Source organism: Paracoccus aminophilus JCM 7686, assembly GCF_000444995.1.
Lineage (GTDB): Bacteria > Pseudomonadota > Alphaproteobacteria > Rhodobacterales > Rhodobacteraceae > Paracoccus > Paracoccus aminophilus.
The window spans coordinates 118,152-130,880 of sequence record NC_022050.1 but is presented as its reverse complement, the minus strand read 5'-3'; the positions used below and the strand labels follow the sequence as shown (position 1 = coordinate 130,880).

The 12,729-nt window shown below is 64.5% G+C and carries 12 protein-coding genes and 1 pseudogene; 7 read left to right on the top strand and 6 right to left on the bottom strand.

Going from position 1 to position 12,729, the window contains the following annotated elements; genetic code table 11:
• Positions 1 to 72 precede the first annotated feature (72 nt).
• The 7 genes and pseudogenes from JCM7686_RS22930 to JCM7686_RS22900 all read left to right on the top strand — a co-directional run.
• Positions 73 to 1,449 carry an SLC13 family permease gene (locus JCM7686_RS22930; protein WP_041528465.1) on the top strand — a complete coding sequence of 459 codons (1,377 nt, stop codon included), beginning with the start codon at positions 73 to 75 and terminating at the stop codon, positions 1,447 to 1,449.
• Between the two features lie 88 nt (positions 1,450 to 1,537).
• Positions 1,538 to 2,161, top strand: coding sequence for a DsbA family protein (locus tag JCM7686_RS22925; protein ID WP_041528464.1), 624 nt, complete (start codon positions 1,538 to 1,540; stop codon positions 2,159 to 2,161).
• 198 nt (positions 2,162 to 2,359) lie between these two features.
• On the top strand, positions 2,360 to 4,141 hold the full coding sequence (dsbD, locus tag JCM7686_RS22920; protein ID WP_020952678.1) for a protein-disulfide reductase DsbD: 1,782 nt from the start codon (positions 2,360 to 2,362) through the stop codon (positions 4,139 to 4,141).
• 93 nt (positions 4,142 to 4,234) lie between these two features.
• Complete coding sequence (locus JCM7686_RS22915) at positions 4,235 to 4,936, top strand: TlpA family protein disulfide reductase (RefSeq protein WP_020952677.1); 702 nt, start codon at positions 4,235 to 4,237, stop codon at positions 4,934 to 4,936.
• Positions 4,937 to 4,950: 14 nt separating this feature from the next.
• Entirely contained in the window at positions 4,951 to 5,679 is a 729-nt protein-coding gene (locus tag JCM7686_RS22910) for a L,D-transpeptidase (protein ID WP_236635920.1), read from the top strand.
• Positions 5,676 to 6,296, top strand: a complete 621-nt coding sequence (locus tag JCM7686_RS22905; protein WP_020952675.1) for a DsbA family protein — start codon at positions 5,676 to 5,678, stop codon at positions 6,294 to 6,296. Before JCM7686_RS22910 ends, JCM7686_RS22905 begins: the two co-directional genes overlap by 4 nt.
• A gap of 149 nt (positions 6,297 to 6,445) precedes the next feature.
• Positions 6,446 to 6,757 (top strand): annotated as a pseudogene (locus tag JCM7686_RS22900) (OB-fold nucleic acid binding domain-containing protein); the annotation flags it as partial.
• Between the two features lie 228 nt (positions 6,758 to 6,985).
• On the opposite strand, the gene JCM7686_RS24585 reads toward JCM7686_RS22900, so the two are convergent.
• The 6 genes from JCM7686_RS24585 to JCM7686_RS22870 all read right to left on the bottom strand — a co-directional run bounded on the left by JCM7686_RS24585 (position 6,986) and on the right by JCM7686_RS22870 (position 12,594).
• Positions 6,986 to 7,453, bottom strand: a complete 468-nt coding sequence (locus JCM7686_RS24585; RefSeq protein WP_020952673.1) for a hypothetical protein — start codon at positions 7,451 to 7,453, stop codon at positions 6,986 to 6,988.
• The gene (locus JCM7686_RS22890; RefSeq protein ID WP_020952672.1) at positions 7,454 to 7,999 is read right to left on the bottom strand and encodes a hypothetical protein; all 546 of its coding nucleotides are present in this window, start codon (positions 7,997 to 7,999) and stop codon (positions 7,454 to 7,456) included. It lies immediately after the preceding gene.
• On the bottom strand, positions 7,999 to 8,565 hold the full coding sequence (locus JCM7686_RS22885) for a hypothetical protein (protein ID WP_020952671.1): 567 nt from the start codon (positions 8,563 to 8,565) through the stop codon (positions 7,999 to 8,001). Before JCM7686_RS22885 ends, JCM7686_RS22890 begins: the two co-directional genes overlap by 1 nt.
• Positions 8,566 to 8,675: 110 nt before the next feature.
• Positions 8,676 to 9,065, bottom strand: a complete 390-nt coding sequence (locus JCM7686_RS22880) for a hypothetical protein (RefSeq protein WP_020952670.1) — start codon at positions 9,063 to 9,065, stop codon at positions 8,676 to 8,678.
• A gap of 14 nt (positions 9,066 to 9,079) precedes the next feature.
• Positions 9,080 to 11,632, bottom strand: a complete 2,553-nt coding sequence (locus tag JCM7686_RS23750; protein ID WP_020952669.1) for a vWA domain-containing protein — start codon at positions 11,630 to 11,632, stop codon at positions 9,080 to 9,082.
• Positions 11,629 to 12,594, bottom strand: a complete 966-nt coding sequence (locus tag JCM7686_RS22870) for a hypothetical protein (RefSeq protein ID WP_020952668.1) — start codon at positions 12,592 to 12,594, stop codon at positions 11,629 to 11,631. Before JCM7686_RS22870 ends, JCM7686_RS23750 begins: the two co-directional genes overlap by 4 nt.
• Positions 12,595 to 12,729 lie beyond the last annotated feature (135 nt).

Below are 12,729 nucleotides of genomic sequence, written 5' to 3'. Positions count from 1 at the left end.
GCACAGGGTGCGCATCAGGGCTAGGTCTGAAGTACCTGCCATTCTGTTTGGTGCCCTGCGATGACTTTCCCGATGAAACATGCCCTTGTGGCGCTTGTCGCCCTGCTGGCGCTTGTTCTGGCGCTGGTGCCGCCCGCGATGCTGGGCCCGGATCAGGCCCGGATCCTCGGGATCGTGCTGGTGACCCTCGTGTTGTGGGCCACGAATCTTGTGCAGGGCTATCTTGCCAGCCTGATCTTCTTTGCGGTGCTGCTGGTCTTCGGGCTCGCCCCGCCGGATCTGGTCTTTCTGGGCTTTCAGTCGACGGCGGTCTGGCTGATCGTTTCCGGCTTTGTGATCGGCGCGGCGATTTCGATATCCGGGCTGGGTGCGATACTGGCGCGAGCGCTGTCACCTTTGCTGACCGGCAGCTACCCACGCCTGATCGCCGGCCTGATGGCGGTTTCGGTGCTGCTGAGTTTTCTGATGCCGTCGTCGGTGGGTCGCGCGGTGGTCATGGTGCCGGTGGGGATGGCTCTGGCGGATCAGATGGGCTTTGGCCCCGGATCGAAAGGCCGGATCGGCATCGCATCGGTGCTGGCCATCGGCACCAATATGCCGGGCTTTGCCATATTGCCTTCGAACATACCGAACATGGTGCTGTCGGGCGCGGCAGAGACGATCCAGAACGTACATTTCGGCTATATGAAGTATCTCTTGCTGCATTTCCCCGTGCTGGGCTTGCTGAAGGCCGCAGCGGTGGTGATGCTGATCCTGTGGATTTTCCCCGCGAGGACAGGCGAGGCGATGTCGCCGCGCGAAGCCGTGCAGGAAGGCGGCCCCGCCAGCCGCAGGGTTCTGATCAGGGTGGGGCTTATCTTGCTGGCAACGCTGGCCTTGTGGATGACCGACAGCCTGCATGGTGTGAACTCGGCCTGGATTGGTCTTGTTGCGGCAGTGCTTTTGCTTTTGCCGGGGGTCGGTGTGGTCACTCCGCCTGCATTCAGGGCATCGGTCGATTTCGGGATGCTGCTGTTCGTTGCCGGGGCATTGGCGCTTGGCGCGCTGGTCAACGCCTCGGGTTTGGGGGCGATGCTGGGTCAGGGCCTGATCGCCATCCTTCCCCTGGAAACAGGCGCGGACGCGGTCAATTTTGCCTCGCTTTCGGTCATGTCGGTGGTGACCGGGCTTTTGGCCACGATGCCGGGTGTGCCAGCGGTACTGACCCCGATGGCGGGCGATCTTGCGGCACAGACGGGGTTTTCGGTAGAGGCGGTTCTGATGACGCAGGTGATCGGTTTCTCGACCGTGATATTCCCCTACCAGGTTGGGCCGCTGATCGTCGCCATGCAGATGTCGGGCGAAAAGCTGGGGCATCTGCTGAAGATCACCCTGCCGCTGGCTGCGATCACCCTGTTCCTGCTGTTGCCCTTGGATTTTCTGTGGTGGAAACTGCTCGGCGTCCTGTGACCTGTCCGCTTAAGCCCCGTTTAAGGGACGAGGCCCAGAGGTGATGCTGTAAATCTGTCAATCGATCCGCGGGCAACATATGCGCAAGATGAAACGACGTGACTTCGCGGCCTTCGGGCTTGCCTCAGGACTGGCCCTGACCCTTTCGCCGCGTCCGGGACAAGCCGGAGGCAACCCAATGCCGGGGGAACTGCGCAAGGCCATCGAGCGGCCCCCATTCGCCCCGGTTCTTGGCAATGCAGCTGGCGATATCACCCTGACCGAGTTCTTTGACTACAATTGCCCGCATTGCCGCACGACCGTCCCTGAGATCCGCAAGCTGATCGGCAGCGACCCGGACCTGCGCGTGGTCTTGCGTGAATGGCCGATCTTCGGAGAAGGATCGGAGTTTTGTGCGCGGGCATCGCTGGCGGCGCTGAAGCAACGGAAATACTGGGAATTCCATAGCGGTTTGATGGCGATCAAAGGCCGTGCCGATGAAGCATCTGCGATGAGAATTGCGAGCGCCATCGGGCCGGACGAGGCCCGTCTGCGGCGCGACATGGTTGGCGCTGACGTTGAAGAGCATATCGCCGAAACCATGGCACTTGGCGACCATATGGGTCTGATGGGAACGCCCACCTTCATTGCCGGAAATGACGGTCTCTTTGGCAAGCAATCGGCTGCCGATCTTGCGCGCCTGATGGCCAGGGCCCGCCAGGATCTGTCCTGAGCATCCGGCCCGTTTCGGGACGGAAGCGAAAGCGGAAACAGGACGCCCTGCCCGCGCGCAGCGGTCTTAGGGCCTTCTGTTCGGGACGGATGCCGGAACCACTCCCCTCAGGCAACGCCGCCCTCCTCGCGGATTTGTGTCGGGGCGTGTCGCGCGCGCTTAAGCCCCGGTTAAGCCGGGCACCACAAGGCAGGACCCATGAAACGCACGTCTTTTCTCCTTGCGCTTGCCGCTGCCCTTCTGGGCCTTGTGCTCTTGCTTCCCCCGGCGTTTGCCCAGCAGTTTTCCTTTGGCGCGGGGGCGGGTCGCCCGCTTGACCCCGAGCAGGCCTTTCGTATCGAGTTGATCTCGGTCGAGGAGGGGCGGGCGGTGATCGGCTGGCAGATCACAGACGGCTATTACCTTTACCGCGACCAAATCTCTGCGCAAACCACACAGGGTGCGGCGCTGGAGGTCGATGCCCCGGCGGGGCAGATCAAGGATGATCCCGGCTTTGGACGTGTCGAAGTCTGGTATGGAAATGCCTCGGTCGTGCTGCCGCGCGCGGGGGGCGACATCCGTGTCACCTGGCAGGGCTGTCAGGAAGATGGCATCTGCTATGCCCCCGTGACCAGCGACCTGAGCCTGCCTCCGCTGCCGGTGGCGGCCAGCGGTGACGGGGCCGCTACCGCAATAGTGCTGGCGGAAGGCGGCGGCCTGCTTGCCGGATTGGCAGACCGGGGCGGGGCGGGGCTGGTGCTGCTGGCATTTTTCGGCTTTGGCATGGCGCTGGCGCTGACACCTTGCGTTTTTCCGATGGTGCCCATCCTCGCGGGTGTGCTGGCGCGTCAGGGGGAGACCCTGACGCCTGCGCGCGGTGCGGTTCTGTCGGGTTCCTATGTTCTGGCCATGGCCATGGCCTTTGCCCTGATGGGCGCGGTGGCAGGCTGGTCGGGACAGAATTTGCAGATGGTGCTGCAATCGCCCTGGGCGGTGGGCGCGGTGGCGGCATTGTTCGTCATGCTCGCCCTGTCGAATTTCGGGCTGTTTGCGTTGAGCCTGCCTGCCGCCTGGACCGCGCGGCTGTCGGGGCCGGGGCGACGCGGCTCGGTCGGCAGTGCCGCGACGCTTGGCTTCACCTCGGCGCTGATCGTCGGGCCTTGCGTCACCGCGCCGCTGGCGGGGGCGTTTCTCTATGTCGCGCAGACCGGCGATGTGGTGCTCGGGGCGGCGGCCTTGTTCATGCTGGGGCTGGGGCAGGGCGTGCCACTGGTGATTGCCGGCACATTCGGCGCAAGCGTGCTGCCGCGCGCCGGGGCCTGGATGGAGGCTGTTCGGCGGCTGTTCGGCATGCTGTTTCTGGGCATGGCGATCTGGCTGGCGGCACGGATATTGCCGGGGCCGCCGGTGCTGGCGCTTTGGGGGCTGTGGTTGACGGGGGCCGCAGTGTTGCTGGGGGCCCTCGACCATTCTTCGGCGCAGGCGGCACCGCAACGCCAGCCCGGACGCAGCCTTGGGGTCTTTGCGCTGATCGGGGCCGGGGTGATGGCGGTCGGCGCGGGGCTGGGGGGCGATGATCCGCTGCGCCCGCTGGCGCCGCTGACTTTGACCGGCCAAGGCGGGTCCGTCGCCGCCGGTCCGGATTTCGCCCCTGTCACGAGCCGGGGAACCCTTGCCTCAGCGCTGGCCGACAGCCCGGCCCGTCCGACCCTGATCTATGTCACCGCCGACTGGTGCGTCACCTGCAAGGGGATTGAGCGCAGCGTGCTGCCCGATCCGCAGCTTGGCGCGACCCTGCGCGCCATGCGGCTGCTGAAACTGGATGTGACCGATAACAGCCCCGAGGCGCAGGCGCTGATGCGTGATCTGGCCGCCGCCGGGCCGCCGACGATGATCTTTCTGGATGCCGCTCAGCGCGAGCCCGCAGGCAGCCGCCTGATCGGCACGATCGAGGCCGGTGATGTGGCGGCCTCGGCCATCCTGGCGAAAGGGGGGCTGTGATGGGCGGGCTGGCGTTGGGGCCGATGGCCCTCTCGGGTGAACGGGCGGCGGTCCTGGCCGGGCTCATCGTGCTTTTGCTTGCCACCGCGGCGCATGGGGCCGGCGATCGCAGGCTGGGCCAGCGCCGCTGCGATCAGCGGGGGTATTGCCGCGCGGCTGGGCTTTGTGGTGCAGAATGCGACGACCTATCTGGCGGATCCCTTGTCCGTTTTTGCGATCTGGCAGGGCGGCTTCAGCCCGCTCTGGGGGATTGCCGGTTTCGCGCTGGCCACCGGCTGGCATCTGTGGCGCAATCCCGATCTGATCCTGCCCGCAGCCGCTTCGGTCCTGTTTGCGGTGGGGGGCTGGAACATCGTCTGGCAATTGACGAGGGGGGAAGCGGTCGCCTTGCCCTCCGGGGCGGTGCTGGCCACCCTGTCGGGGGCTCCGGTCGCCCCCGGTGACTGGGAGGGCAGGCCGCTGGTCATCAACCTCTGGGCCAGCTGGTGCCCGCCCTGTCGGCGCGAAATGCCGATGATGGCGGAACTGGCGGCCGCCGATACCGGCGCGGAGTTCGTTTTCGTCAATCAGGGCGAAGGGGCCGAGGCGGTGCGCCGCTACCTCTCGCGTGAGGGGATCGTGATTGCGCCGGTGCTGGACCCGACCTCGCAGCTGATGCGGCATTACGGCTCGATGGGGCTGCCGGTCACGCTGTTCATCGACGCACAGGGGCAACTCCACACCGCGCATATGGGCGAGATCTCGCGGGCGGGATTGCTGGCTGGCATCGCGGCAATAAGGACCGGGACAGAATGAGCTGTGGGATTGACATGAGGCGGGCGCTGGCTGGGTGCGCGCTGCTGACGCTGGCGGCATGTGCGCCCCCGCCTCCGCCCGCACCGCCGTCCGCGCCGGAACTCCCGCCCGCAATCGCGGCGCAATATGCCACAGTGCAGGACGGCGGGATCGAGGTGCCGGCGGTGCCTGCGAAATATCTGAGCGAGCGCACGATCCGGCGCGAGGTGGATTACTGGACGGACGAAAAGCCCGGCACGGTAATCGTCGACCCCTGGCAGCGGTTTCTCTACTATGTGCAGCCCGGCAACCGAGCGATCCGCTATGGTGTGGCCGTGGGTGATGAGGGACGGGCCTTTTCCGGCACCGCCCATATTCCCTATAGCCGCGACTGGCCGGGCTGGCGCCCGACCGAGAACATGATCCGCGAATTCCCCGGGCAATATGCCCAATATCGCGATGGCCTGGAGGGCGGATTGACCAACCCGCTCGGGGCCCGGGCGCTCTATCTGCACAAGGGCAACCGCGACACATTCTATCGCATCCACGGCACATCCGAGATGGATTCGATCGGCAATGCCACCTCGGCCGGCTGCATCCGCATGTTCCATCAGGATGTGATCGAACTGGAAACCCTTGTCCGTTCGGGCGCGCGCGTCATCGTGCTGACCGAAGACGAGAGCGGCAAGGGCACAGCCCCACCCGGAACGCCGCTTCCCCAACTTGAGCCGCCTGTTATTGCCACCGAAGGAGATCCGGCATGAGCCTGTCCCGCAGAACCCTGATCGGATCCGCCATTGGCAGCGGGATGCTGCTGGCGATGGGCCCGGCCCGCGCCCAGGATGCCGAGGCCGAGGTCTTTCGCCGCGAAATCACCCATGATCCGGACCAGCCGTTGCTGGGCAATCCGGATGGGGATGTGACTCTGGTGGAATTCTACGATTATCAGTGCCCCTTTTGCCGCAGGGGGCATCCGGCGCTGCTGGATATGGTGCGGACGGACGGGAATATCCGTCTGGTGATGAAGGACTGGCCGATCTTCGGCGCAAGTTCGGTCCATGGGTTGCAGCTGGGGTTGGGGGCGGCCGGCCTCGGACAATACGGGATTGCACATGAGGCCCTGATGCGGATCGGGGGGCGCCGGATCGCGGCCGAACAGATGGACGAGGCGGTTCGCCTCGCAGGTGTCGATCCTGCCGCTGCCCTGGCCGCCTATGCACAAAACGAGCCGCGCTGGTCGGGGCTGATCGCCCGCAATGAGGCGCAGGCGCGCGCCATTGGCCTGCAGGGCACACCGGCCTATCTGGTGGGCTGGACGCTGCTGCCCGGCGCCTATGAGATCGACATCCTGCGCGATGTGATCGCAAAGGAACGCGGCTGATCACCGGTCACAGAGGGAGAAACCCGGATGGCAAATACACTTACCCTTTCCTGGAGCGGCGGCAGATCCGGCGCGGGACGGATAGCCTCGCCCCGGATCACCGGTGATCTGGCGATGCCCGCGGCGCATGGCGGCACCGGCGCGGGCCCATCGAGGACGAGACCGGAACCGCGAATGTCGTGGTCTGGAAGAAGGTCTATGAGGCGTTCCGCGCCGCCGTGGTTGCTGGACGGCTGTTGCGGGTGACGGGCAGGATCGAGCGTGACGGGCAGGTGACCCACCTGATCGCGGAGCGAATCGAGGATCTGTCAGCCCGGCTTTCCACCATCGGGCATCAATTGCGGATCGGGGCTGAGTCTGAGAGGGCAGGGGAGACTGTCAGGCCCACCCGAACAGCGGGCAGAGCGCGGCACCCGAGGGAGCAGGCGAAGAAGCTGTTCCCGAGCCGGGATTTCCATTGAGGCGGAGACCGCGGATTTGACGTACCATGTTGCAAGACCTGCGCAGCTATGGTGCAGGTCCAATGATCTCGCCGACCGGGCCTGGCCCGCGAACATCCTCAAGGCGAAGGTGCCCTTCGATGATGGTGCCGTCTTCCATCCTCACGATCACTCGGCCCTCCAAAGCCAGACCATTCGGGTGATCGCCTTGAGCGACGTAGTCCAGCGAGACGTCGAGCGTGCTGCTGCTCAATTCCGCGCTGCGCCCCTGGCCTGCCGGGCGGAATCTGAAACTGCGGCCGCGTTCCAGGGGTTCAAGCGTTGCCGGTCGATCTGAAACTCGAGACTGACACGCGCCGAGGGCGTCCGCGGGTCTGGGTTCTCCAGCGCTTCGATGCTGACGTAAAAGGCAACCGGCGCCGCGCCTCTAGCATCGGGTGATGTCCAACTTGCGCTGTGGATCACGCGCCCGGCCATGCTGTCGAGCAGTGCTGCGGCTGTCGGATCACTATTCTCTGGAGCGGGTCGCCCGGCAATGGTTCGCGCATAGGTGACCAGTCTCAAAGGCACTTCACCTTCGCGCAGCAGATCCAAGGTGCCTGTTACTTCGTCGCCCGGCATTCCGATTGCCGCAGGCGTGTCCGCCCATGCCGACCGAGGCAAGAGTGTGAGCCCAGCCAGAGCAATGCCAAAGAGACGCCGGTCGATACGTTGCATCTACTGTGCCTCCATCATGACGCGGCGCGTGACGGTTACGCCCCCGCCGCTCCACTCCATGCCGCCGATCAGGGCGGCATGCTCGGGCGTCATGTTCCAGACCATCAGCCGATAGGTGAAGCTGACCTGCCCGCCATCCGCCATCGTGGTCCCCGACCCGATCAGCCGCGGCAGTCGGTTCACGTCGCAGCCGACGATCTCGGCCAGTTCCTCGGTGCTGACCTCGCCGTCATCGCCGCGCCAGCCCGGCTCATCCGGGCCGACATAGCGGAAACTGACGGCAGGGCCGCCCGAGATGTCCTGCAATACGAGATCCTCACCCATCAGAATGAGGCTGACGGCATGGGAGGAGTGATGGGAGGCCGCCACAGACCGGACGCCATCGGTGAGCGTTCCGGGGAAGACAGACAGGCGGTAGGGACCGACGAGATCCTCAAGCGCGGGCGACGCATCGCACTCGCTGGGGAAAAGCTCGATGACTTCGGCCCGCACAGGCCCAGCCAGAAGCGCCGTGCCGATCAGCGCAGCAAGGGCGGCGCCGCGCATCAGTCCTGTTCCTTGTGAAGCTGGGTCTCGAAACTGCCGCTGATTTCGTGGCAATCTGTGGGATCGGCTTCATAGCCGGGCTGGTCCACCCGGCATATCTCGCCCGAAAAGCGTGCTTGGATCATGCCGGTCTCGCCATCGAAATAATAGCTGTCGACCTCATAGGTGACATTGCTGCGCTGTTCAGGGTTCATCTCCCACATCGGAGGGGTGCTGCGATTGGGGAAATAGCTGACGGAGGCGCTCTGCCATACGGCTGCGTTTGTGCCATCCTGAGGGTGTTCGTCGAAATTCTGGGTCAGATGCAATGTTCCGACCGTCCGGCCATCCACAACTAGGGCGCCGGTGATCTGCAGCACATTGACCAGCGGCAGGCCGGGTGAGCCGCCCAAGGTGCCGACTGTGGCCGACGACATGGTTTCGCCGTCGATTTCGGCGGCCTGCGTCTCGAACACCAGTTCCTCGCCGTGGAAAGTGACGCGGATTTCTCCGATGGGCTCAAAACCCTGTGCGAAGGCGGGCCCGGCCATCACCACCAGCAGGGCGGAAAATATATGTGTCTTCATGGGAATACTCCGGTCAAAAGGGTATATCACGGGGCGGCGATCACGCCGTCGAATGTCAGGTCGATCTGGCGCGGAGCGGCCATATCCATGCTTGCGCCATACTCAGTGGTCTAGCCCAGAACGCCGGACAGGCTGCCCGAGAGGCGCAGCACCTCGCCCTCGATCCCGACTTCTGTCAGCGTGATTTCGATGTCCCGGCCAAACAGGGCCGGTCCATCGCTGCGCGGCATCAAAAGGACTTCCGGGTTCTCGGGGCTGCCCTGTTGCAGCCCGAACCCGATACTGATCATGGCGAACCCCTCGGGTGCCGCATCGGGCCAGCCCATCAGCGAGATGCTGGCGGAATTGGTATTCCAGACGAAATCCGATTGCGTGGCAGAGAAGGTCCAGCTTGCCGGGGCGCCGTCCAATGTGCCGGTGATGGTTCCGGTTGTCTCCTGCGCCATGGCGGGCGAGACCAAGGCCGCGATGGCCAGCGCCGCGAAAAGGTGTCTTGTCACGATTTACTCCTGTCTCAGGGCGCGACTTCGATGATGCTTCGGCCAAGGACAGCCTGTCCTGCCACATCGAGGAAGCGCAGCTCGTAGCGGCCCGGTGCATCCGGCAAGCTGATCTGCGTGCTTGTCCGTCCAATGGCCGTTTCGGCACTGATCCAGCTGAAATCGGCCTGATCGGCGCGGGCCAGCGCCACGCGCTGATCGGCGCTGTCATTGCCGCCGGTCCAACTGACGGTGATGACTTCGCCGGGTTTGCCGGTGGCAGGCGCTTGCAGACCGGCGCCGTCATCCAGCGCCGCATCCGATGCCAGCACCTCAAGGGAGGCTCGCGCCATGACCCGACCAGCATTTTCAAGCTGATAGCGGATTTCATAGGCACCGGGCTCTTCCGGGGCCGTCATTCTGCCCTGAGAGGCATCGCCAACACGCGTATAGGCGGCATATTCCCCGTCTGCGGTTCCCGCAGGAACGATGGTGATATAGTCACGCGGGTGGATGGCGCCGGTCCAGGAAACGGCGACATCACCACCTGCCCGGACGCGCTCGGGGCCGCTCAGCGTCACCTCTCCATCGGCCACTTCCACCGGCGTGCGCGCGAGGACACGGCCACGATTTTCCATTTGTAGGCGAACTTCATAAAGCCCGGGTTCAATCGGCGCACGCAGGCTGCCGGAGGATTGACCTTCAAGGCGGTCGTAATCCGTATACTCCCCCTCGGCAGCACCCATGGGGACGATGGTGACATAATCGCGCGGATGCAGCCCTTCGGCGCTCCAGCTGACCTCGAAGGCAGAGCCGACCAGAACCTGCGCGGGTGCCGAGACCGTCACCTCCGCCTCGACAACTTCAATGGGCGCGCGGGCAAGAACACGACCGACATTCTCCATCTGCAAGCGCAGCTCATAGAGCCCGGCTTCGGCGGGTGCGCGCAAGCTGCCTTCGGTCTTGCCCTCAAGGCGGGTGTAGTTCGTATAGGCGCCATCCTCGGCCCCCATTGGGACGATGGTCACATAGTCGCGCGGATGCAGGCCCTCAGCCCCCCAGGTCACCCGGAAGGCCGATCCAATCACGACTTGCGCCGGACCAGAGACGCTCACGGACGCATCGACAACCTCGACCGGGGTCATGGCCAGAACGGCCTTGCCATGCTCGGTCTGCAACCGCACTTCGTAAAGGCCGGGCTCGGCGGGCGCGCGCAACTGTCCCTCAGACCGTCCCTGCAGCCGGTCAAAGTTTGTGTAGGCTCCGGCTTCTGCGCCCACGGGCACGATGGTCACATAGTCCCGTTCCTGCAACGCGCCCTCTGCCATCCAGCTGACGCCAAAGGCAGACCCCACCACAACCTGCGCAGGCGCAGTGACTGTGGCGGCGGGCAACGGCGCGGCCGGTGTTTCAAAAACAAAGGCCTGTGTCGCGCGCTGACCTTCCGCCAGCGTCAGCGTCTGTGATTGCTCCAGCTCCATCGCGGCGTGATAGCCGGTGACGGTCCAAGTGCCGGGGCGGACTTCCATCACCCCGGGATTGCCGTCGAATTCAAAGCTGTCGTCACCTTGCGTGAACTCCCAGGTGATCGGGGTATCGATCAGCGGACCGCTTGCGCTGTCCAGAACCGCGCGCAGGGTCAATTCGGCCAGCTCCGGCTCACGGGGCGGGAACATCACCGACAGATTGTGGATGGACTCCGCCGCGAAGTTCATCTCGGTCTGGACCGGCTGATCCCAGGCCTCAGTTGTGACGGTCACCACATAGTCGCCGAACGGCAGGTCCAGTTGGGCCGGGTTGCCGGTGAGGGTCTGGACATAGCTGGCTTCAGTGTCCGAGATCTCCCAGCTGACATTGCCCGCGAGATACTCGGCCGAAATCTCCTGGTCCGGCCGGAAGAAGACCGGCTCTGGCCCCATGCGCTCGTGGTTCTGATACGCGGCAAAGCTGAAGACGCCGGATTCAACGACCGCAAGCTGTTCCAGCGCGCCATAGAGTTCCTCGGCATTGTCGGCGGTCAGGAAGCGGCCGCCAGTCTCATCGGCGATGCATTGCATCTGGAGCAGCGCCTCGGCCTCGCCGCGCACGTCAAAACCGATGACATGGGCGGTGAAATCGACGCCGGCTTCGTTCAGCGCACGGGCGGCCGCGCAAGGGTCGGGATTGCAGGTCTCGATCCCGTCCGAGATCAGGATCACGGTCGCCGCCTGTTCGGTATGGCGCAGCGCCTGCGCCGCCGCGATCACCGCATCGGTCATCGGCGTCATGCCGCGCGGGTTCAACTCGGCCACGATCCTCGCGATATCTTCGCCGGTGCCGCGTGCGGGCGAGACGATGGTCTCGATATCGGAACACTGGCCGCGTTCGCGATGGCCATAAGCGACAAGGCCAAGGTTCTCGTCGGCCGGGAAAGCCGCCACGAAATCACGTACCACATCACGGGCGATGGTGATTTTGTTCACGCCGTCGATCTGGCCCCACATCGAGCCGGATGCGTCAAGGACAAGGATCGTATCAGGGCGCTGTTGCGCAATGGCTGGTATGGCGAGGCCAAGGGCAGCTACCCCTGCAAGAAGAATGCGTTTCATATGGTTTCTCCCTTGCGGGTAAAGGCACCCGTGACCCGGGCCTTGAGCTTGCGGAAATGCGAGGACATCTGTTCAAGTCGCCCGTCCCATTCGGGATCAAGCGGCTGGCCATCGGTGGTTTTCACCCAGACCTGCAAGAGACAGGCAACGGCAAAAGGTTCAAGGAATGCGGCCTTGACGCTCCAGGCAAAGAGCAGTGCAAAGACGAAACCGCCCGCTGACCAGGCACCGGGCATGGCGTAGACCAGCGCCGCCGCCGGGGCGAGCATGACGAGGAACACAAGCCCTGCCAGCCCATAGATGAAAGCCGTCAGCCAGGCCGCGTTGCGCAGCATCACCTTCCAGTTCTGACCATAGAGCACCAGCGCCTCGCGGGCCGACGCCCAGGCATCGGTCGAGCCGTGCCGGATCGCATGGGCGAGGATGATCTCATCGACAAAGCCCACGGCAACGCGCAGAAACGCCTGCAGCACGCCCATCAGTTGTTTGACGTAAGGAATTGGCAGGATGCCGAGGATCCCGCGCACAAGGCCGGTGACCGCGCGGATCACGCCCTTGACCAGTTGATCCAGTGCGAACAGCATCGAGGCCTGGCCGAAGCGGTCTTTCACCACCGCTGTCGCGTGAGCGATCTGGCCGCGCCCCTCGGGCAGGGGCTTGCCGTCGATCAGTTCGACCATGACGGCGATATGCCCGGCCTTGACGATGTAGAGGATGTATTCGCGGATCCAATACATCACCGCGCCGGTGATCCCGAAACCGATCATGCCGCCCCAGGCCATGCTCTGGGCCCGGAACTCGTCATCGCCAAAGGCGCCGATGCCCCAGCCGACCCCGACCCCGGTGCCGGTCGCCAGCACATAGGCCAGTGTGATCCCGAAATAGACGCAAGCACGCAAAAGCACGAACGGCATCGTGCGCAGCATCAGGCCAATCGCCTGCGCCATACTGAAATCCCACATCGTCGAAACGCCTTCGCCCGGTTCGAATTTTTCCGATCCTTGCACGACAGAAGCGGGTCCGCCCCGTTCGTTTGAACGGGGAAGGGCGGCAAAATCTGTGACAGGTATCGCCGCAGGGCCTATCCTGACCCGGTT

Excerpts from the sequence above, each read along its gene's own strand:
- dsbD (WP_020952678.1), top strand. The coding sequence starts at position 2,360 with ATGAAACGCACGTCTTTTCTCCTTGCGCTTGCCGCTGCCCTTCTGGGC.
- JCM7686_RS22925 (WP_041528464.1), top strand. The coding sequence starts at position 1,538 with ATGAAACGACGTGACTTCGCGGCCTTCGGGCTTGCCTCAGGACTGGCC.
- JCM7686_RS22905 (WP_020952675.1), top strand. The coding sequence starts at position 5,676 with ATGAGCCTGTCCCGCAGAACCCTGATCGGATCCGCCATTGGCAGCGGG.
- JCM7686_RS22890 (WP_020952672.1), bottom strand. The coding sequence starts at position 7,999 with ATGCGCGGCGCCGCCCTTGCTGCGCTGATCGGCACGGCGCTTCTGGCT.
- JCM7686_RS23750 (WP_020952669.1), bottom strand. The coding sequence starts at position 11,632 with ATGAAACGCATTCTTCTTGCAGGGGTAGCTGCCCTTGGCCTCGCCATA.
- JCM7686_RS22885 (WP_020952671.1), bottom strand. The coding sequence starts at position 8,565 with ATGAAGACACATATATTTTCCGCCCTGCTGGTGGTGATGGCCGGGCCC.
- JCM7686_RS22930 (WP_041528465.1), top strand. The coding sequence starts at position 73 with ATGAAACATGCCCTTGTGGCGCTTGTCGCCCTGCTGGCGCTTGTTCTG.
- JCM7686_RS22910 (WP_236635920.1), top strand. The coding sequence starts at position 4,951 with ATGAGGCGGGCGCTGGCTGGGTGCGCGCTGCTGACGCTGGCGGCATGT.
- JCM7686_RS22870 (WP_020952668.1), bottom strand. The coding sequence starts at position 12,594 with ATGTGGGATTTCAGTATGGCGCAGGCGATTGGCCTGATGCTGCGCACG.
- JCM7686_RS22915 (WP_020952677.1), top strand. The coding sequence starts at position 4,235 with ATGGGGCCGGCGATCGCAGGCTGGGCCAGCGCCGCTGCGATCAGCGGG.
- JCM7686_RS24585 (WP_020952673.1), bottom strand. The coding sequence starts at position 7,453 with ATGCAACGTATCGACCGGCGTCTCTTTGGCATTGCTCTGGCTGGGCTC.